The organism is Gemmatimonadaceae bacterium, from assembly GCA_040882285.1.
GTDB lineage: Bacteria > Gemmatimonadota > Gemmatimonadetes > Gemmatimonadales > Gemmatimonadaceae > JACDCY01.
Window position 1 is genome coordinate 1 of record JBBEBQ010000008.1, and the last position, 20703, is coordinate 20703.

A 20703-nucleotide genomic window follows, 5' to 3' on the forward strand; every position below is an offset into this window, starting at 1 on the left:
TGCGCGAATATACATGTCAACCACTACCGAAGCAATTGTTACAGTCCACTAGTAGATGCGGAGTGGAACAGCTTATGCCTCCTTACCATTTGCCGGCCCGGCTCGTCTAACTGACGAGAGGGGTCTCGCTCGTTCATGAAGAAAACTTCATGGGACGAACGTTGACCGCCGGTGTATTATTGGCCGCCCAAAACAAAGGAGGCTGGATGGATGTACTCGTAATGTTAGAGGAGAACGCGGAACACTCGACCGTGCTCGCTCACGTCAACTCGGTGCCTTCGCCGCTGCATTCCGAGCGGCCTCCGCGCGAGATCGTGACCTTGTACGGCGCACCCAGCTCGGAATCGCTGGCGCTCGCATTGGCGGCCGCGGTCGAAGGGCAGCGCACGGCGCTGTCCGGCGGCGGTGGGTCCGGTGCGATCCGGCACCTGGGTGTGTGGGCGGAGCGCGGCGCCGTGGGCGACGCCGCGTGGCGCGACACCGCCGGCGAGCTTCACACCAGCGATCTCGAGATTCCGCTCGAGATCCTCGGCATCACCGCAGGCCGGCTCCTCGCCGAATGCGGCTCGGTGATCCAGCGGCTCGTCGCGGGTCTGGCGATGCCCGACTGGCCCGAAGGCGCGCGGCGCGCGATCAGCTTTTCGCTGACTCCCGTGTTCGCGGGCGCAGGCACGGCCGAAGCACTCGAGGTATTCCGCCAGAGCGGCGGACTTGCTTTCGAGGACTTCGAGGATGATGGGGAGGGGATCAACTGAACTCTGCCATCGTCCGAGCTACAAGAAAGGCCACCTGAAGTCGGGTGGCCTTTCCCTTATGCGGGCTACGGGGATTCCCCGTCAACCTTCACGTAGGCTGCTGCTCTCGCATTGATCATCACCGCCACCGAAAGCGCGACCATCATCAGGACCGCTGCCAAAAGGAAGGCCGCCCCCGGGATGTGCCACTTCGTCCCCGCGCCGATGAAGTACGCAAACGTCAGCGTGAACAGCCCCGGACCCACGAGCCCGGTGAGTCCCATGATGCTGCTGTTGGCTCCCTGGAGCTGACCCTGCTCGTGCGGCTGCACGCGCACCGTCATCAACGCCTGCACCGACGGCCCGACCAATCCCATCAACGAGAAGATCGGCAGACCCAGCCAGAAGACGCGCGTGTCGGGCGCGAGCCCCCAGATCGCGAAGCCCGCGGCGCCGAACGACAGTCCGATCAGCAGCGTGATCCGCTCGCCGAACGCCGCGACCGCGCGCCGCACGACGAACAGCTGCACGAGAATGCTGCCGAGCCCGACGGCGGCGAGCGCAAGCCCGGTCATCCCGGTGCTCCAGCCGTAGCGGTACCCCGTGTACAGCACCCAAACGCTCGGCAGAACGTGGTGCGCCAGCAGGTAGATCGCATTGACGGACGCGAGGCCGAGCAGCTCGTGGTGCGAGCGCAGCAGCGTGAGCGCGCCGACTGGATTCGCCTTCCTCCAGGTGAACGCCGCGCGCTTCTCCGGCGGCAGCGACTCGGGCAGGACGAAGAAGCCGTACGCGACGCCCACGAGCGCGAGCCCGGCTCCCGTCCAGAACGGCAGCCGCGGGCTCACCTGGCCGAGCAGTCCGCCGAGCGCCGGGCCGATGATGAAGCCCGCGCCCCACGCGGCGCTGATGAGCCCGAAGTTCGCGGCGCGCTTCTCGGGCGGTGACACGTCCGCGATGTACGCGCTCGCGGTCGCGATGGTGGCCGCGGTGATGCCGGATATCATCCGCCCGACGAACAGCCACGCCAGCGTCGGCGCGAGCGCCATCATGACGTAGTCCAACCCCAACCCGAAGCACGAGATGAGGATGACCGGTCGCCGGCCCAGCCGGTCGGAGAGCGAGCCGATGATCGGCGAGAAGATGAACTGCATCAGCGCCCACACCGTGCCGAACAGCCCGAACACTCTCGCGGCGCGCGCGGTGTCGCCGCCGGAGAGATCGACGATGAGCTTCGGGAGGACCGGGATGATCAGCCCGAACCCGAGCACGTCGATGAACACGGTGACGAGAATGAACGCCAGCGCGGCGCGGCGCCCCCCGAACCGCTGGATTGCGAGCATGGGGCGGAAACCTAGTGGAAGAAAGGCCCTCGTCTACGTCATTTGACGCAGCGCGGAGCCCCCTTTGGCCGGGGTATCGTGGGGGCGAAGAGCTGGTTGTTACAGTCGACTCACGGAGCCCCTCATGAACCCCGATCCCCGAATCCGCCCCACGACGCGAGAGCGCCTCGAGTTCGCCCTCCAGGCACCGTGCGATTTCGTGCTCAAGCTGGCCTGCGCGACGTATCCCATGTTTCTCGGCGTCTTCAAGCTGATGCCCCCCGCCTACATGGCGTGGGCGTCGCGCGTGAAAGCGCGCAAGGCGTACTATCGCGCGCTGCGCGAGGTGCCGGCGTACCGCGACTTCACGCTCGCGCGGGCGGACGGCCGCATCCCCGAGACGGACAAGGAGTCGTACATCAAGCCGTACGCGACGGGCGCGCGCTGCATCGGCGGCACGTTCTTCCACGGCCAGACGATGATCGACGAATCGTCGGGATCCACGGGCACGCCGTACAACTGGGTGCGCAGCGCGAAGGAGCGGCGCCAGAGCCACACCTTCGTGAGCTACTTCGCCACGTACGGTTACGGCCGCGAGCGGTGGATCACTATCAACGGCTTCAGCATGGGCGCGTGGGCGACCGGGCTCAACATGGGGATCTCGCTGCAGCGGAACGGGATCGTCAAGAACACCGGGCCCGACATCGCGAAGATCCTGCACACGCTGCGCTTCTTCGGTCCCGGCTACACCTACCTCATCACCGGCTATCCGCCGTTCCTCAAGCACCTGATGGAAGTCGCCGAGAAAGAAGGGTTTCCCTTCGACGAGTATCGCATCTTCGGGCTGGCGGGCGGCGAGGGGATGTCGGAAGGGCTGCGCGACTACCTGCTGCGCAGCTTCACCAAAGTCTATTCGGGCTACGGCGCGACCGATCTCGAGATCGGCATAGCCGGAGAGACGCCGATCTCGGTCGCGATCCGGCGGCTGGCGCGCGAGCGCGAGGACGTGAAGGCCGCGCTGTTCGGCTCGGATTCACGTCTGCCCATGGTCTTCCAGTACAATCCGATCATGCATCACTTCGAGGTGAACGAGCACAGCGAGCTGGTCTGCACGATCACGCGCGGCTCGCTGCTGTCGCCGCGCATCCGGTACAACGTGCACGACGTGGGCGGCATTCTCTCGAGCGACGACATGAAGACGCAGCTGGCCGCGCTCGGCGTGGACATGGACCAGCTCCGGCGCGAGTGCGGCGACGGCAACGTCCGGCTTCCGTTCCTGTGGATCTACGGACGGCGCGATCATACGATCAGCGTCATGGGCGCGAACATCTATCCGGAAGACATCGAGCAGTGCCTGTACAACGACACGGCCCTCGCCGCGATAACGAGCTCGTTCTGCCTCTCGGTCGCGGAAGGGCCCGACGGCGCCGTGCGGCCCCGCTTCCTGTTCGAGGTCTCGCGCGAGCCGGACGCCGCGCTGGCGCGCCGGTTCGCCGAATCGATCGTACCGAGCCTCGTGTCACTGAACGCGGACTTCCGCGAAGCGTGGCGCGAGTATCCGGACACGCTGGTGCCCGACATCCAGCTGTACCGGATCGGGGAAGGGCCGTTCGCCGGCGACTCCGGCAGGATCAAGCAGGTGCGCTTTCTCCCCGCGGCCTGAGCCGCGAATGCGCCCGTTCGTTCAGTTGGTTCTCCGGCACCCGCGAGCCGTCATCGCGCTCTGGCTCGTGCTCCTCATCGCCGCCGCGCCGTTCGCGCTCCGGCTCGGCGGCGCGCTCCGCGGGAGCACCGACGCCGTGAGCGGCAGTCCGTCCGAGCTCGTCTCGCGCGACATCAACGCCGCGTTCGGCGAGGGCTCGGCGTTCGTGTTTCCGGCGGTGCTCACCGCTGAGTCCACGGCGGTCGCCGACCCCGCGTTCGCCGCGGCAGCGGAGACGATCGCGCGCGCGCTGATCGACTCGGTCGGTGTCCGGGACGTGCGGCACTTCTGGAACACGCGGGACAGCGCGCTGCTCGGCCGCGACGGGCGATCAGCGCTGCTGCTCGTCACGCCACGGGCCGCGACGTTCTTCGACGCGGAGACCAACGTCGGCCGGATCCGCGCGGCGGCCGCCAGCGCAGCCCTGAGCGCCGAGTGGGAGGTCAAGCTGACGGGAATGGTCCCGCTCTTTCACGATCTCGACGTCAATTCGTCCGACGACCTTATCCGCGCGGAGAAGATCGGGATTCCGCTGGTGCTGATCGTGCTCCTGGTCGTGTTCGGTGCGCCACTGGCCGCGGGGCTTCCGCTCGCTATCGCTTTGGGAACGAGCGTAGTCGCGCTGGCGACGCTGTTCCTCCTGTCGCGCTCCATGCCGGTGAGCGTGTTCGCGCAAAACGCGGTGACGATGGTAGGGCTTGGCGTCGGCGTGGATTACGCGCTGTTCCTGGTGAGCCGCTGGCGGGAGGAGCTGGCCCGGGGCGCGACCGTGCGCGACGCCGTGGAGATCGCCACGCTGCGCGCCGGACACGTGGTGCTGGTCTCGGGGCTGGCGGTGTGCACCGGCTTTCTCGCGCTCTTTCTCGTGCGCATCAGCTTCCTGCACACGCTCGCGCTCGGCGGAGTCACGGTGGTGCTCACATCCGTGCTGATGACCGTGACGCTGCTGCCGGCGCTGCTGCTCCTGCTCGGCGAGAAGGTGAACTGGCCGCGCCATCCGCGGGAAAAGTCCAGTGCCGCGGACTCGCGCTGGGGTCGCTGGGCGCGTCAGGCGATGACGCACCCGTGGCGCTACCTCATTCCGGCCGTCGTGATTCTCGGGATCTTCATCGCCCCGACGCTGCGGCTCCGGGCGTGGAACATGGGGGCGAGCGACATCTCCGAGGAGATGGAAGCGCGCCAGGGTTACGAGCTATTGGAGCGAAACTTCTCCCGGGGGTGGATGGCTCCCATAGTGCTGCTGGCGCAGCCGCGGTCGGAGGGCAGCGCGCTCTCTCCTGAAGACCTGCAAGCTTTGGGAGCCCTTCGCGCACGATTGGCAGCGGAGCCGCGCATCGAGCACGCGACGATCGGCGGCATGAGCGAGGACGGACGGCACGCGTTGGTGGTGCTCGTGCCTCGCGGCGCGCCGGAGTCGGAGGAGGCCATGGACCTCGTGCGGGAGCTGCGCGTCAGCGCAGCGGATCCAGCGAGCGCCGCCGGCCTCGATCTGCGGGTCGGAGGAATGACCGCCGCCGTGATCGACTTCGACGCCGAGCTGTTCGGCAGCCTCAAGCGCGTCGTGCCGCTGGTGCTTGCGATCACGTTCATCGTGCTCATGATCGCCTTCCGCTCGCTGGTCGTGCCGCTCAAGGCGATCGCGATGAACCTGCTGTCGGTGCTCGCGGCGTACGGCTTTCTGGTGTACGTCTTTCAGGACGGCGTCGGCGCGGAGCTGATCAACCTCGTGCCCCCGGGCGGACTCAACTCGTTCATCGTGCTGATGCTGTTCACGATCCTGTTCGGCTTGTCGATGGACTACGAGGTCTTTCTGCTCGGCAGAATCAAGGAGGAGTACGATCGCACCGGCGACAACCGCGGCTCGGTGATCGCGGGGCTGTCGCAGACCGGCGGGCTGATCACGAGCGCGGCGCTCATCATGGTGGTGCTGTTCGGCTCGTTCGGCTTCACGCGGCTGACGGCGACGCGCGAGTTCGGGCTCGGGCTGGCGTTCGCGGTCGCTCTCGACGCGACACTGATCCGGGTCGTGCTTGTGCCGATTTTGATGGGACTCATGGGAAGAGCCAATTGGTGGTGGCCGCGCGGGTGGCTCCGGAGAAGCTGACGGGGAATCCAAGTTTGGAGTGTGACAGTAAGGAGGGGTGAGTTCGGAGTACCAGCGAGCTGTGACTGCCAACTCACCCCTCCTTACTGTCACACTCCAAACTTGGATTCCCTTGCATCTCGCTCGGAGCCACCGCCACCCGGCAGGATCAAGTCGTTAAGAAAAAACGCTGCCAATTCGGCCCGGCCTTGCAATCCCGCCTTGCGGTAAACCTCCACCGCGTGCTGCCGGACCGTGCGCTCGGACCGGCCGAGCTTCGCGGCGGCCTGCTTGTGCCCTTCGCCCTTGAGGATCAGCAGCGCCACCTCGCGTTCCGCGCGCGAGAGCTGCCATTCGTCGAACTGCCGGTCTATCGCCCGGGAGAATCCGGCGAGCGCTTCCTCGGCGGTCCTGCGCCAGCGGTCGCGCTCGGCCTCGCGCCGGGTGAGGGCCAGGTCCGTCGCGGCGAGCGTAGCGTGCGTCTGGCGCAGCGCCCCCGCCGAGCGGCGCCAGCCCGTAAAGAGCACGATCGCGAAGGACAGGCTGACGAGAACCATCGCCGCCTCGAACGCCACGTGCCAGGACCAGAGCGTCGTCGGCCGGTCCATGAGGAGGTCCATGGTTCCGCCCACCACGACGACAACGAGGAACACGGCCAGGACCGGTGGAAGCGGTCCCCGGAACGCTGATTCGGGAGCGAGCTCCTCCCGTTCGGACTCTGAGCTGTTTAGATCGGCCATTGGGGCTCCGGCGCCGAGCACCGCGACAATTGTCCCGTCAAATCAAGTCAAATGCCGGATATGGCGCTGTCGGGACTTCGCGGAGATTGCGGGGCAAGCACGAAGTCGCACCCCATATACGGGAGAAATCATGTTCTCGCTGCCATCTCCGCTGCACCCATTGATCGTTCACATGCCGATGGCGTTGACGATCCTGATTCCGCTGTTCGCGATCGGTGCGCTGGTCGCCATTCGCCGCAAGGCGCGCGTGCCCGTCGCCTGGGGCTTGACGATCGGCATGCTGGCGCTGCTGCTCGGCAGCGGCTGGCTCGCGCTGCAGACCGGTGAGAACGAGGAAGACAGAGTCGAGCGCTTCGTGAATGAGGACGCCGTGGAAGAGCACGAAGAGGCCGGCGAGCAGTTCGTGTACGCGGCCGGCGCGGTGCTGCTGCTCTCCGGTGTCGGCTTGATCCGCGGGCGGACAGGCGCCGCGGCGCGCGTGGTCGTCGCGCTGGCGACCATCGGTCTCGTCGGCATGGGCTACAACGTCGGGCATTCCGGCGGCGGGCTGGTATACGGCGGCGGAGCCGCGCAGGCGTACTCGGCGCCGGTTTCAGGCGCTGTCTCCATCGACGATGACGACGATTAGAGGCAGGTTCCGGGAAACCCGAAGTGGCTCCTGGATTCCCCGGCACTTCGCGAATCCGTCAGACGGCCGGAGCCACCATTGCGGGGATTACGCCCGTCGGTATAGGAGGCACGGTGGGAGTTCCGATCCGCCGCAGCACCGCCTTGAAGCGCGGGTCTCCCCGGAACAGGTCGTACTGCGGTCCGAACGCGGCCATGGGGAGCCAGAAGTCGCGCTGATCCACCGATTTATCCAGCCAGGTGAACGCTTCGTCCGCGTCACCGAGCAGCATGTGGCCGAACGCCAGAGCGAGCGGAACAACGTTCCCGCTGGCGCGGCGCTCGGCCAGCTCAGCGACGCACCGCTCGACGTCGGCTCGCCGGCCCGCCATCGCGTGCGCGATGCACATGTTCACCACCGTCCACGGATTGCGGTTGGTCAGGGCGGCGGCCTGCTCCGCGCGGGCCAGCGCTTCCTCGCTGTCGCCGGTAAGCGATGCGACCACGCTCAACCAGCGATGCGCCTCCGCGAAATGCTGATCGAGCTCGAGCGCTTCCTGGAGATACGCCCGTCCTTCGTCGTAGTGGCGGATGCACACGAGTGCTCCGCCGGCGATGTGCCGTATCCAGGCGGACAGGGGATCGAGCTCAACCGCGCGGCGGGCGTGCAGAATGGTCGCAGCCACCGCTCCCCGGCTTGCCTCGAACATGGCGACGCGCCCGTGGATGCTCGGGTCGTTCGGCTTCAGCTCGAGAGCGCGCCGGAATCTGCGATCGGCCTCGTCCCAGTCCCAGTCGTACATGAATGAGATGTAGCCGGCAATCGTGTGAGCGTCGGCGAGATCCGGCTCCAGCGACATCGCTCGATCGGTCGCCGCGCGCGCCGCGGTCATCGCTTCCGCCGTCGGCATCGCCAGATATATCGACGCCGCCAAATAGCCGCCCGCCAGCGCAGCGTACGCCGGCGCGAAGTCCGGCGCGAGCGCAACGGCTTCCCTGTAATTCGCCAGCGCGCGCGTGATCGCGTTGCCGGTCACGAGCTGATTGCTCAGGATGAACTTGCCACGCAGATAGAGGTCGTACGCCCGCGGGTCCACGCGGTGTGTCGCCCCGACCGGTGTCGCGTTGGCCGCATCCGCTTGCGTGGGGGACAGCGCCGAGACCACGGCCTGTGCGATCTCGTCCTGCAAGGCGAATACGTCGGTCAGCTCGCGATCGAACTGCTCCGACCACAGCTGAAATCCGTCGCTTGCGTTGACGACTTCCGCCGTCACGCGCACGCGATTCCCGACGCGCCTGACGCTTCCCTCAACAAGCGCCTGCACGTTGAGGCGCTCACCGGCCTCACGCAGGTCCACCTCCTTCCCCTTGAAAGAGAACGACGACGCGCGGCCCGCGACGCGGAGCCGCCGGGAGCGGGCGAGCGCTCCGATGATCTCTTCGGTGACGCCGTCGGAGAAGTAATCGTTGTCGGGGTCGTTGCTGACGTTGGCGAATGGCAGCACGGCTACGGAAGCCACCTGGTCGGATGGACCGCGCTCTGCGCGAACGGAGCTGCCGTCCAGGACCAGGAGGACTTCGCTCGCGGACTGTGGGCGCTGATCCGGGTTTTTCTCGAGGCAGCGCATCACGAGGTCGGGAATGTCCTGCGCACCACGCCATGCCTTGTCCAGCACCATCGACAGCGTGGCCGGGCGCTCCACGACGTGTGCCGACATCATCTGCTGCGGCGATCGCTTGCCGGCGAACGGGTGCCGTCCAGCGAGCATCTCGTAAGCCAGTATCCCCCAGGAATACAAATCGGCGCGGCCGTCCACGGAGTCGGCGGTGACCTGCTCCGGCGCCATGTACGCGGGGGTGCCGAGCGTGGAGCCGGCAGTCGTGAGCATGCCGCCGGCCTGCGGCGCGCGCGCGACGCTGATCGCCTTGGCGATGCCGAAATCCGCGACTATCGCCGTCCTTCCGTTGAGCAACACGTTTTCCGGCTTGATGTCGCGGTGCACGATGCCGTGGGAGTGCGCGTGCTCGAGCGCCGTCGCGACGTCGCACAAAATCCTGCACGCCTCGTCGCGCGGAACGCGCCCGGACCGCATGTAGTCGCGCAGCGACTGGCCCGGCACGAACGGCATGACGAAATACGGGATGCCGTCGGTCACGCCCGCCGTCAGGATGGGAACGATATGCGGATGCTGCAATTCCGCGACGAGCTGGATCTCGCGCGCAAAGCGCTCGCTCGAGATGGTTGCCGCGAGGTCGGCGGAAAGGACCTTTATGACCACGTCGCGGTCGAGCGCGTCCTCGCGAGCGGTGAATACGCGAGACATTCCGCCGCTGCCGAGCTCGCGCCCGATGTGATACTGTCCGGCAAAGCTGCGATCGAGCTGGCCCTGCAAGTCTGACATAGGACTCCCGCCGCCAAGATAGGATGCTGCCATGCGGGGCGCAAAGCACGCGAAGTTGACGGGAACGGCGCGCGGGGGCGGAAAATGCGAAATTCCGCGCTTCGCCGCGCGACGCCGGCAGTCCAAGGTAAGACCGCGTCCGCAGTTAGCTCCGGCCAGTCGCTGGAGTAGATTCTCCTGTACCTCACCCTGACTCCGCCGACCGAGCCATGGTTCCCAACGCACCGCTCATCGCGACGATCACCGCAGGCCTGGGACTGGCATTTCTCCTCGGCCTGCTCGTCACGCGCGTCGGGCTCCCGCCGATCGTCGGCTATCTGCTGGCGGGGGTACTCGTAGGCCCGCATTCGCCCGGGTTCACCGCCGACATCGCGATCGCGGGGCAGCTCGCCGAGATCGGCGTGATCATGCTGATGTTCGGCGTCGGGCTGCACTTCTCGCTCACGGATCTCCTGTCGGTGAAGCGGGTGGCGATCCCCGGCGCCATCGGGCTCATAGTGATCGTGGCCGGGTTCGGCGCGGTCATCGCCAGGCTGTGGGGCTGGCCGCTCGGCGAGGGACTGGTGTTCGGCCTCGCATTGTCGGTCGCGAGCACGGTCGTGCTGCTGCGCGCGCTCGAGCAAAGGGGCGGGCTCGACAGCTTCGATGGCAAGCTCGCTGTCGGATGGCTGGTGGTCGAGGATCTGGTGATGGTGCTGGCGTTGGTACTGCTGCCGGCGTTCGCGGCGTCCATGGGGACCGCGCCCGAACTCGTCGGCGAGGCGGGAGATCGCAGCCTCCTGCTGACGCTCGGCATCACCCTCGCGAAAGTCGCAGCCTTCTTCGCGCTGGTGCTGATTGCCGGCCGCCGGATCGTTCCATGGATGCTCGAGCACGTGGCGCACACCGGCTCGCGCGAGCTGTTCACGCTCGCGGTGCTCGCGACCGCGCTGGGCATCGCGCTCGGATCTGCCGTGCTGTTCGGCGTTTCGGTCGCGCTCGGCGCGTTCTTCGCCGGTGTCGTGATCAACGGCTCCGACCTGAGCTACCAGGCGGGCGCGGAAGCGCTGCCGCTGCAGGACGCGTTCGCGGTGCTGTTCTTCGTCTCGATCGGGATGCTGTTCGATCCGGAGATCATCGTGCGCGAGCCGCTGGCGGTGCTCGGCACGCTCGGAATCGTCGTGGTCGGCAAGTCGCTGGTCGTGATCGCGATCGTGCTGCTGCTGGGCTATCGCATCAGGTCGTCGCTGATCGTCGCGGCGAGCCTCGCGCAGATCGGCGAGTTCTCCTTCATTCTCGCCGGTCTGGCCGTGACGCTCGGCCTGCTCTCCGTTACCGGACGCGACCTCATTCTGGCGGCCGCGATCCTCTCGATCACGCTCAATCCGCTCATGTTCGCGCTTGCGGGCAGGCTCGACCGGTGGACGAAGGGGCAGCCGCGCATGATCGAGGCGCTGGAGCGTACGACGGAGATGTCGATCGCGTTTCCGCCGGGCGAAGAGCCGCTGAGGGGACACGCGATCCTCGTCGGCTACGGGCGCGTGGGCCGCGCGATCGCCGGCACGCTGGCCTCGCAGAACCTTCCATTCGTGGTGATCGAGACAGACCGTTCCGCGGCCAAGGCCGCGCGTAACGACGGAGTGCGCGCGGTCTGGGGCGACGCCGCGCGGCCGGCGATCTTCACGCTCGCCGCGCCGGAGACCGCGCGGCTACTCATCCTCGCCGCGCCGGGAGCCTACCAGGCACGGCAGGTACTCGAGCTGGCGGGGCGGCTGAATCCGAATCTCGACACCGTCGTGCGGACACACAGCTCGACCGAACAGGAGTATCTCGATGCGATCGGCGTCGGGCGCACGGTGCTCGGCGAGCGCGAGACCGCGCTGGCGATGTCACATTACGCGCTCGTGTCGCTCGGTCAGACGGACGACCAGGCCGACGCGGCGGTGGAGTGGGCGAGGGAAGGGGTGGCTACCTATGACACGATCTCGTCGCGGAAGTCTGCGGATTCCGGGAAGGCTGATGGGGGATCCAAGTAGGGAGTGTGGTAGTTTGGAGTTGGCAGTTTGAAGTTGCCGGAACGCTGGTAACTCCAAACTCACAGCTCCCAACTGCCACCCTCCTTACTTGGATTCCCCGTCCACGCGCTCGGGTCCGCCCGACAGCCAGTGCATGAGGTTCAGCACGAACCGCTGATTCTGTCTTGCGACCGGCGCGTTCATTCCCATCGGCCGCCGGTTGGGGCCCGCGACCTGCGCGGTGAGCATCGCCGCTTCTCCCAGCACCACGACACGGCCGGCGGCGAGCACGCGCGCGGCTCCTTGCAGCATCCCCGCTGCCGAGCCCGCCGGCACACCATCGAACTGCCACGCGACTGTTGGCTCGTATGTGATTATCCCGGGGCGGAACGTCAGCAGCGAGCCGCCATCGTTCACCCAGCGTCGCACCGCCTCGATCTCGTCCGGAGTGTAGGCCGACGGCGTGGGGAGCTTCCAGTTGCCGACGTTCTCGGCGGCGAGCACGTTCACGATGACGAGGATGTCCGCGTCCGTCAGCGCCGCGGCGCTCAGCTTCGCAGCGAGAGGCGCCACCCGGTATCCGTCGAGGCGCAGCAGCTCGGCGAAAGGCCGGAACGAGCGGCCCAGCGAATGAAAGCTGTTGTGCGCCTCGTCGAACAGGACGACCGGGCCTGTACCCGCGGGATAGACCGGGCGTTCGACGCGCGGATGAAACGAGGAATCGACGGCCTGCTGCGCGGAAATACCGGGGGCCAGCGTGCTCGCGCAAGCGAAGAGCGCAGCGAACGTGAAGCGACTCATCTTGGTCTTTGTCCTCGCCGGCTCGTGTCGCGCTTGGGGTAGCCCTTCTTCTTGCCGCTCTTCCTGTCGAACTTCTTCTCGAATCCTGCCCCTGTTGGGCGCTTGCGAGCGGGCTTGTCGTATTTCTTGGCCTTCGTGGCTTTCTTGTAGCCGTCGCGCTTCGGCGCGCGCTCCCGCTGCGGCTCGAGCACGACGCGCGCGATCTCCTTCTCGTCGATGGGACCGAGCAGCGAGTCGTGCGCGACCTTCATTGCCGCCGCGGCGATGTCCATCAGGTCGTAATCGCCGGCGAGCGAGCCCAGCTCGATCACGTACTCGTCCAGATCGCCGGCGATGACCGCGTCGCGCACCGCGGCGCTCACCAGCCCCACACGGCGCGCGCGCAGATCCATCACCGTCGGCACCGGCTCGACCTTCATCTTCTGCCCGACGAGCCGCTCGATGTTTTGCAGCATGCTCCGCTCGCGCGGCTCGGCCAGCGTCACGGCGGTGCCTTCCCGCCCCGCGCGCCCCGTGCGGCCGATGCGGTGCACATATGCGTCCGGCGCCGCGGGCACGTCGAAGTTGACCACGTGCGACACGTGCTCGATGTCCAGCCCGCGCGCTGCAACGTCGGTCGCGACCAGCAGCTCGCACGTCCCCTCGCGGAACCGCTTCATCACGCGCGACCGCTGGTCCTGCGTCATCCCGCCGTGCAGCGGCTCGGCGGAGTAGCCGTGCCCTGCGAGCTTCTCGGCGACTTCGTCCACTTCCGTGCGAGTTCGGCAGAACACGATCGCCGATTTGGGATTTTCCATGTCGAGCACACGGCCGAGCGCGGTGATCTTGTCGCGCCGCTGCACCATGAAGACGAGCTGGCGCACGCGCGGCAGCTCGCCGGCGGCGACCTTCTCGCGGCCGATGGTGATGCGCTTCGGATCGCGGAGATGTTTCTCTGCGAGCTTCGCGATGCGAGGCGGGATGGTAGCCGAGAAGAGCGCGGTCTGCCGCTCCGACGGCACGGCGGCGAGAATCGCCTCGAGGTCTTCGGCGAAGCCCATGTCCAGCATCTCGTCCGCTTCGTCGAGCACGAGCGCACGCACGTTGCGGAGGTCGAGCGTGTTCCGGCGGATGTGATCGAGCGCGCGGCCCGGCGTCGCGACCACGACGTCCACTCCCCGTCGGAGGACTTTCAGCTGCGATTGAAAGTCCTGTCCGCCGTACACCGGGAGGACCTGCATGCCCAGCTCGCGGCCGTAGCGGTGCACCGCTTCGGCGACCTGGATCGCCAGCTCGCGCGTGGGCACGAGCACGAGCGCGCGCACGCCCGAGCGTCCGCCGCCGCCGGTTTCATCAGCGAGCCGCTGCAGCAGCGGCAGCGCGAACGCGGCGGTCTTGCCGGTGCCGGTCGCCGCCTGGCCGAGCAGGTCACGTCCCTCGAGCAGCGGCGGGATCGCCATCCGCTGGATCGGCGTCGGCTCCTCGTAGCCGAGCGCTTCCAGCGTCCGCTGTAGCGCGGGCGAGACGCCGAGCGCGTCGAACGCCGTGGGAGCTTCGCCCGCGTCGCTCAAGAGCAGCGTCTCGTCAGAGATCGACGGCGACGTTGAATCCACCGTACGCCATGCGCTTGTCATCGAACGGCATTTCGCCCGGCTCCATCATCTTCTGCAACCGGGGATCGGTCATGACTTTCTTGTTGATCCGGTTCCGGTCGGCCTTCGACCTGTAGACGATCCAGGAAAAGAATACCGTCTCGCTCGGCTTCGCTTTCACCAGTCGCGTGAACGGCACGGGCCCTTTGGGATGGAGATCGTCGCCCGCGCACTCGCGGAACTCGAGCGCGCCGTACTCGATCCAGATCTTGCCGGCCTTGCGCGCCATGCGCCGGTAGGCGGCGATGTGCTTTTTCGGGACCGGTAGCAGAAAGCCGTCTACATATGGCATGTGTTCTCCTGGGTTCGAGTGCCGTAACTTCCTTCGCATGGCCGAGCATATACTGCCTAAGACCATTTGGCACGGCAAGCCGCGGCTGGCGGAAACGCTCGCGCGAGCCGCTTTTACGGCCGGCTGCGTCCTGCTCACGAGCACAGCCGCTCCGGCGCAGGCAGTCACCCGCATCGAAACGGTGCCCGCGCCGTCGCTCGCGGCGAACCTGCTCGGCGACCCCGCGTGGCGGCAGGTGACGGTGTATCTCCCGCCGAGCTACCCGCGCGAGCCGCGCCGGCGATATCCGGTGGTGTACTGGCTGCACGGCTTCGCCAGCGCGGATCGCGAGCTCATCTCGGGAATCCGACAGGGCCTCAACATCCGACTCGCGATGGACAGCCTGCTCGCCGCGGGCGCGGCGCGCGAGATGATCATCGTCATGCCGAACGCGCGGAACGCATTCGAGGGCAGCTTCTACGCCAACTCGCCCGTGACCGGCCGGTGGGAAGATTTCATCGTCCGCGATCTCGTGAGCTGGGTGGACGGACGCTACCGCACAGTGTGGTCGCGATCCGGCCGGGGGATCGCGGGGAGCTCAATGGGCGGCTTCGGCGCGCTCCGCATCGCAATACGGAATCCGGATACGTATTCCGCGGTGTACGCGATGAGCCCGTGCTGCCTGGACTCGGAGGTGTTCTTCGAGCGCAGTTGGCTCGCGGCGTGGCGGGGCGCGGCCGCCGTGAAGACGCTGGAAGATTTCGCGCGCGCTCCGTTCAGGTCCCAGCTCGTGATCGCGCGATCGGCGTTCTACTCGCCCGACACCGCGCGCCCGCCACTGTATGTCGCGTTTCCCGTGATTCCGGACGGGGATTCACTGCGGCTCGTTCCCGGGATCGCCGCGCTCTGGCGCAACGACCCGCTGGCGCTGATCCCGCGGTCAGCTCCGGCGCTGCGGCGGCTGGCGATCGCGCTCGACGCGGGGGCGCAGGACGGGTTCCCCGACATCCCCGCCAACGTCCGTGCCGTGGACAGCCTGTTGACGGCGATGGGGATCGCGCACGAGGCGGAGATCTATCAGGGCGGCCACGTGGACAAGGTGCGCGAGCGGATCGTCACGCGGGTGCTGCCGTTCTTCTCGCGCGCATTGAGCGGAGCGCGCTGAGCAGGAGGAGCGCTATCCCGGCCGCCCCGCCATCCCGTAGATAATCTCGACGCGATATTCCAGCTCGGCCGGCGTGAGCTGCTCCAATCGCGCGCGTACGCGGGTCGTGCATTCGCGGGCGGCGCCGGCGCTCAGCGATTCCAGCCTGCGCGAGGGAAGTCCGCAATGAGTCTGCGTCGCCAGCAGCTGGTCGACTTCCCAGGCGTGCACGAAGCGATTGCTCCAGACGCGGTCTATGACGAAGCCGCCGCGCCGCAGCAGATCGGTCAACTTCTGTGGCGTGTCCATCCAGGCTTGCCGCATGACCGACGCGTCGCGGGGATCCGGCGCGGCGCCGGCGTTGTCCAGCTCCCCGCTCCAGATCTCCCGGCCCGGAAGTCCCGGATCATCTCCCCAGACGACGATGCCGAGCCGTCCGCCCGGCCGCAGCGCCGCGCGGGTCTCGCGCAGAGCGCGCACCGGATCGGCAACGTGGAAGAGCACGTACAGCAGCAGCACCGCGTCGAAGCTCGCCGGACGGACGCCGAGCAGCTCGGCGTCCATCACGGCCACCCGGCCGCGCAGCGAGTCGTGACCCGCGCGCAACATTCCTTCCGCGCCATCCACGCCCCATAGCCGCGCCGCCGGCGCGGCTGCCTGAATCAACGGCCACAGCGCCCCGGTACCCGTGCCGACGTCGAGTATCGTCCTCGCATCCGCCAGCGGCATCGCGCGCAAGAGTGGATGCGCCATCGGATGAATTACCGGCGCCCAATAGCGGGCGTACGCGGCCGCGCGCCGCGAGTAATCGGCGGCGAGCTCGCGGGAGGGATGCGAATGTCCTGGTGTCACTCGGGCGGAAGAAACCCCGGTCTCGGCGTCACTTGCTCCATGCTACTCCCAGCTTTCCAGCACCGACCATTCCTCGCGTGAGAGCTCGATTCCCTCGGGAAATGTATCGGTGAAATGTTGCCGTAGCCGGGGGGCGTGCTTGGCGAGGTAGCTGTCCAGCTCCGCGCGGCTCCGCGCCTTGTATCGGATGCGGTAGCGGCCGGCCGCCGAGCGGCTGAAGCTTGCCGCGACGAACGCTCCGGTGCGCATCAGGTCGGGGATGTGCCGCTCGCGCATGTAGCGCTCGTACTCGTCGCACAGGTCGGGGCGAACAGTGGCGGTGATCTCGTAGGTCAGCATCGCATGATGTTCCAGTGATTGACTGCGCGGCTCACAACAGCGCCATGATGAGAAGCTTGAGGTAGTGTTCGCCGTGCTTCGAGCTCTTGGCGCCATTCGCATCGTGCTCGTGATTCATTCTTCCCCCAGTACTTTCGACATGTAGATGTCCGGTTTTCCGCGGCCGTTCGCGTCCGGCATGACGCCCGTCACGACGTATCCGAGCCTGCGGTAGAACAGGAACGGGTGCGACCTCCCCAGGTCCAGCAGCCCGGCTATGTGCCGGGGAAGGTCGTCATACAGGCGGATGTGCGCCAGCGACGTCATCCCCGAATCGTCGTCGGTGCCGAGGGTCGCGGTGAGCGCGCCCCGGCGAGCCGCCTCCTGCTCGAACGAAGCCACGAGCGCGCGGCCAATCCCGTGCCGGCGGCGATCCGAGCGCACCACCAGCGGATGCAGCTCCCACACGCGGCCATGGTACTCGGGCAGGCCGCCGATCCACCCGAGGACGAGATCGCCCTCGATCGCGGCGCGGGCGAACCCGTCGCGAATCACGGCCGCCACCTCCTCGCGCGCCTTCTCGATCGACGGCCAGCCGCGCGGCTCTATGAACTCGTCCACCAGCATCACCGCCGCCTGCTCGCGAATACCGGCAGGCCCTTCCTCGAGATCGACGATCCGCATCGGTATTAGAAGAGGCGGGTACCGCGGAAGAGTATCATGTATCCGTGCGCGAGCATCGGCAGCGCGCCGATCACCACCGCGGTGGCCACCGCGGTTGGAGACAGGCGCCGCGTTCGCACGACGCGAGTGATAATGAGGGCGCTGAACGGCACGTACAGCAGCAGCGCCGTAATCACGCCCGGCGCATACCCTTTGTCGACGATCGCGCCCGCCGTGTGCAGCACGGCGTTACCGGCCATGACGAAGCCGATCCAGGTCAGCGCCAGGAAAGCCGAGGAGCGTGAGCGGCTCATCCAATGGAACAGCACTATCGCCAGCGTGATCAGAAGGCCGGTGACGTTCACCGTCCAGAAATCCGACTGCGTGATGTCGCGATCTATGTGCGCGTTGACCCAGGTGACGAAGCCGGGAGCTTCTTCGACGACGTGCGCTACGAATATGAGCGGCGCCGCGAGGAGGAGCCTATGGAAAGGCGTGGACGGCAGAGGTGAAAACCAGCTGGTCGCCATGGCGCCACTACTATAGGTAGTGGCGTGCGGCGGGGCGAGGGCCCAGCATCGGTCCTGCCCGTCGCGCCTCAGTCCACCGTCCGAAAAGCCAGTCGCTTCGCGAAGCTCTGGTTCGGAGGGGCTCCCTACTAGTTCTAGTAGTTACGCCCCCGCGGATTTGGAGGCAACGTTGATGTCATGCCTTCAGCGCACGAGAAGCGCGTCGCGGTCATCGCCGTCCACGGCGTCGCCGACCAGAAGCCGGGCGACTCGCAGGCCGCAATCGCGGCGCTGCTCCTCAGCAGCACCGCCGCGAACGGACAGCCGCTGTACGAGCCGTTCGCCTCGCGCACGATCTCCGTTCCGCTCGAGCCGGCGTACGCCAAAGCCGCGGCGGCGGACATCACGCGCGCGGCGTATGAGGCGGGTGAATTCGAGCAAAGGCCGTCGCTCATGCGAAGCCTCACCGGCTGGTTCGATGAGTCGCCGGTCGGTTACCGTACGCTGCTGGCCGAGCAGCAATCGGTGGAACCTCCACCGTCGCAGGTCACAACAGAAGAGCAGGCGGCGGCGAGCAGGCTCGATGCCGGACTGGCATACATGCGCATGCTGCTCGCGCGCTACAAGCCGAAGATCGGCGCGCGCGCGTACAACACCGATCGGCGCGAGGGACGCCGCAAGGACGGCGACGGAGCGTCGGCGCGCACCGTCGACGTGTACGAGATGTACTGGGCCGATCTCTCCACCCTCGGCAAGGATCCGTTCCGGTTCTTTTCGTCGCTGTATCAGCTCGTGCTGCACCTCTCCGAGCTGGGCAGACGCGCTCTGGAGGACGGGCTGACCGAGTTCTCGAATTTCCGGCGGTGGCGCTGGCTGCTCTGGTGCCAGGCGGTGTCGGTGCGGCAGCTCGCGGTCCCGATCCCGATCATCAACCTGCTGCTGCTCGTGACGCTGCTCGGCGCGGTCCTCGTGCGCGTGCTCGGCGGCTCGATCGGAGAAGAGGGCCCGGCGAGCGTGGACCTCGCCAACGCCCAGGGTGTGCGCGTCGCGGTGGTGCTCGCCGCGGTCGTCATCGCGATCGGAGCGATGTACGCATTCGCCGCGCCGCCGTCGCGCCCCCGGGTGCGCGACTGGTGGCCGCTGCCGGCGCTGGCGGCGCTGGCCGGCGCCGCGCTCGGCGTGGCGGGCATCCGCGTCATCGGCCGCGCGGACGTGGTGCTGATAACCGAATGGTGGCTGATCGCGTTCGCGCTCACCGAGATGATTTTGCGGAAGTACGACAAGGTGCGCCCGGGCGCGAGGAAGTTCGGGCGGGCGATGTTCCTCGCGACCGCGCTGCTGTTCGCGTGGGCGATGGTGGAAGCGTTCTCGAGCCGCGGACCCGCGGCGCGGGAGATCGAGTACGCCGCCTTCTGGGCGATGCAGATCCTGTTCATCGTGCTCAGCTTGATGTGGATCCTGCTGATTGCGAGCGCGATCGTGGCCTGGCTGTCGGGCTCGGCGGTGATTCGGTCGTTCAGCGGAGCGGAGCAGGCCCGCGCCAGCGCAGCGGTTCGTACGAGCCGGCTCTCGCTGGCGCTCTCCGCGTCCGCCATGCTCGCGCTGATCGTCATCGTATGGAGCGGCCTACTCGCGTGGGGGCTCAGCTCGGTCAATGTCTTCGAGTGCATGCAGGTGGAGATGTTCCCGCCGCTCGCCGGCGCGGACTGGATGATCGCGACGCCGGAGTCGTTGCTGCGCTGGCTGGGCGACTGGCCCGACACGCGCTCGTGCCCGGGCATCACCGTGACGGTGCACGGCTACTTCCGCGCGGTCCTGCTCATGAGCACCACGTCCGGGCTGCCGGTCGCTTTGCTGCTCGTCATGTTCTCCCTGCTGCTGCTGGTGTGGATGGCCGTACCTTCGGTGCGGCTCGAGAGCGAAGCGCCGAGCACGTGCACCAACGAGCAGTCGGAGCGCGTGGGGCTGTGGCTGTCGCGCGGGCTCGACGCGACGCGGATCGTGACCGTGGTGTGGTGGGCCGCGGTGTTCGTGGTGCTGGTCGTCTTCGCGGCGGGTGACAGCGCCGCGCGGCACGGGTGGCTGCAGTATCCGGCGCTGGCCTGGCTGTTCGAGACGAGCCGGGAGCTGGCGCTGCCGATCCTCCAGACGACGGGCTCGGTGATAGCCGCGTCCGCCGCGGCGCTGTTCTTCGGGATGGCGAAGTTCGGCGGCTCGGGGCTGGACGTGATGCTGGACGTGGACAACTACCTGCGCGAGCTGCCGCGGGAGAGCACGCCGCGCGCGCACATCGCCGAGCGGTACGTGTCGCTGCTGCGCGCGATCGCGAGCGACCGCTCGAGCGACGGCCGGCCGTACGACTCCGTGATAATCGTGGCGCACAGCCTCGGCGCGCTCATCAGCGCGGACCTGCTGCGCTACCTGAACTCCGAGAGCGAGGCGGGAAGGGGCGATCCCGCGCTGGCCGCGTTCGGCTTCGGCGAGCGAAAAGCGACGGCCGCCATTCCCATTCGTCTATTCACCATGGGGAATCCGATCCGGCAGCTGCTCAACCGGTTCTTCCCGCACCAGTATGTGTGGGTGCGGGCCGTGCCGGACAACGCGCTCGAGCCGGTTCCGCCGCTCCCGCCGGAGGAGGCGTGGCGGGTGAACCTCACACCCAGCCACGTAGCGCTCGGCGTGGAGCAGTGGAGCAACGCTTATCGGAGCGGCGACTACGTGGGGCGTGGGCTGTGGCAGGACGAGTGGTTCAGGCGCACCGAGTCGGCGCCGGATGCAGGCGCGTACCCCGAGCCGATCAAGGTCTTCTCGCGATCCGGCACGGAAGAGATGTGCATCGGTCTCGGCGCGCACACGCACTACTGGAACGAGACGGCGCCGGACGTGCGCGATCACCTCAACGGGCTGATCGCGAGCGCGTGAGCGAAATGA

The 20703-nt window shown here is 67.4% G+C and carries 17 protein-coding genes; 7 read left to right on the top strand and 10 right to left on the bottom strand.

The features are described from left to right. The first annotated feature begins 206 nt into the window (after positions 1-206). Positions 207-755 carry a hypothetical protein gene (locus WEA80_04735; protein MEX1185874.1) on the top strand — a complete coding sequence of 183 codons (549 nt, stop codon included), beginning with the start codon at positions 207-209 and terminating at the stop codon, positions 753-755. Between the two features lie 65 nt (positions 756-820). Here the strand turns inward: WEA80_04735 and WEA80_04740 are convergent, their stop codons facing one another. Then, positions 821-2077, bottom strand: coding sequence for a TCR/Tet family MFS transporter (locus WEA80_04740; protein ID MEX1185875.1), 1257 nt, complete (start codon positions 2075-2077; stop codon positions 821-823). Between the two features lie 124 nt (positions 2078-2201). Here WEA80_04740 and WEA80_04745 point away from each other — a divergent pair, with 124 nt between their 5' ends. Further along, entirely contained in the window at positions 2202-3719 is a 1518-nt protein-coding gene (locus tag WEA80_04745; GenBank protein MEX1185876.1) for a hypothetical protein, read from the top strand. A gap of 7 nt (positions 3720-3726) precedes the next feature. Next, entirely contained in the window at positions 3727-5862 is a 2136-nt protein-coding gene (locus WEA80_04750; GenBank protein ID MEX1185877.1) for an MMPL family transporter, read from the top strand. 89 nt (positions 5863-5951) lie between these two features. Here the strand turns inward: WEA80_04750 and WEA80_04755 are convergent, their stop codons facing one another. Further along, complete coding sequence (locus tag WEA80_04755; protein MEX1185878.1) at positions 5952-6494, bottom strand: helix-turn-helix transcriptional regulator; 543 nt, start codon at positions 6492-6494, stop codon at positions 5952-5954. 217 nt (positions 6495-6711) lie between these two features. Between WEA80_04755 and WEA80_04760 the strand changes: the two genes are divergently transcribed. Further along, positions 6712-7209: a DUF2231 domain-containing protein gene (locus tag WEA80_04760; protein MEX1185879.1), complete on the top strand. Its 498-nt coding sequence runs from the start codon at positions 6712-6714 to the stop codon at positions 7207-7209. A 58-nt stretch (positions 7210-7267) separates the two neighbouring features. Here the strand turns inward: WEA80_04760 and WEA80_04765 are convergent, their stop codons facing one another. Further along, the gene (locus WEA80_04765; GenBank protein MEX1185880.1) at positions 7268-9589 is read right to left on the bottom strand and encodes a protein kinase; all 2322 of its coding nucleotides are present in this window, start codon (positions 9587-9589) and stop codon (positions 7268-7270) included. Between the two features lie 209 nt (positions 9590-9798). On the opposite strand from WEA80_04765, the gene ybaL reads away from it, so the two are divergent. Then, complete coding sequence (gene ybaL / locus WEA80_04770; GenBank protein ID MEX1185881.1) at positions 9799-11604, top strand: YbaL family putative K(+) efflux transporter; 1806 nt, start codon at positions 9799-9801, stop codon at positions 11602-11604. Positions 11605-11688: 84 nt separating this feature from the next. Here the strand turns inward: ybaL and WEA80_04775 are convergent, their stop codons facing one another. The 3 genes from WEA80_04775 to WEA80_04785 are packed head-to-tail and all read right to left on the bottom strand — an operon-like array spanning position 11689 to position 14307. Then, positions 11689-12384, bottom strand: coding sequence for a hypothetical protein (locus WEA80_04775; GenBank protein ID MEX1185882.1), 696 nt, complete (start codon positions 12382-12384; stop codon positions 11689-11691). After that, on the bottom strand, positions 12381-13997 hold the full coding sequence (locus WEA80_04780; GenBank protein MEX1185883.1) for a DEAD/DEAH box helicase: 1617 nt from the start codon (positions 13995-13997) through the stop codon (positions 12381-12383). Before WEA80_04780 ends, WEA80_04775 begins: the two co-directional genes overlap by 4 nt. Further along, positions 13948-14307: a DUF1428 domain-containing protein gene (locus tag WEA80_04785; GenBank protein ID MEX1185884.1), complete on the bottom strand. Its 360-nt coding sequence runs from the start codon at positions 14305-14307 to the stop codon at positions 13948-13950. The genes WEA80_04780 and WEA80_04785 overlap by 50 nt, the downstream gene beginning before the upstream one ends. 37 nt (positions 14308-14344) lie before the next feature. On the opposite strand from WEA80_04785, the gene WEA80_04790 reads away from it, so the two are divergent. Continuing rightward, the gene (locus tag WEA80_04790; protein MEX1185885.1) at positions 14345-15451 is read left to right on the top strand and encodes an alpha/beta hydrolase-fold protein; all 1107 of its coding nucleotides are present in this window, start codon (positions 14345-14347) and stop codon (positions 15449-15451) included. Between the two features lie 12 nt (positions 15452-15463). Here WEA80_04790 and WEA80_04795 read toward each other — a convergent pair whose 3' ends face one another. The 4 genes from WEA80_04795 to WEA80_04810 form a co-directional block, all read right to left on the bottom strand. Beyond that, positions 15464-16282 (bottom strand): class I SAM-dependent methyltransferase, encoded by an 819-nt coding sequence (locus WEA80_04795; GenBank protein MEX1185886.1) that lies wholly within the window; start codon positions 16280-16282, stop codon positions 15464-15466. Positions 16283-16324: 42 nt separating this feature from the next. Next, entirely contained in the window at positions 16325-16621 is a 297-nt protein-coding gene (locus tag WEA80_04800; GenBank protein ID MEX1185887.1) for a DUF4286 family protein, read from the bottom strand. 114 nt (positions 16622-16735) lie between these two features. Continuing rightward, a complete protein-coding gene (locus WEA80_04805) occupies positions 16736-17284 on the bottom strand; it encodes a GNAT family N-acetyltransferase (protein ID MEX1185888.1) in 549 nt (182 codons plus the stop codon). Positions 17285-17289: 5 nt separating this feature from the next. Further along, the gene (locus WEA80_04810) at positions 17290-17793 is read right to left on the bottom strand and encodes an HXXEE domain-containing protein (protein ID MEX1185889.1); all 504 of its coding nucleotides are present in this window, start codon (positions 17791-17793) and stop codon (positions 17290-17292) included. 177 nt (positions 17794-17970) lie between these two features. On the opposite strand from WEA80_04810, the gene WEA80_04815 reads away from it, so the two are divergent. Then, the gene (locus WEA80_04815; protein ID MEX1185890.1) at positions 17971-20694 is read left to right on the top strand and encodes a hypothetical protein; all 2724 of its coding nucleotides are present in this window, start codon (positions 17971-17973) and stop codon (positions 20692-20694) included. The last annotated feature ends 9 nt before the right edge of the window (positions 20695-20703 follow it).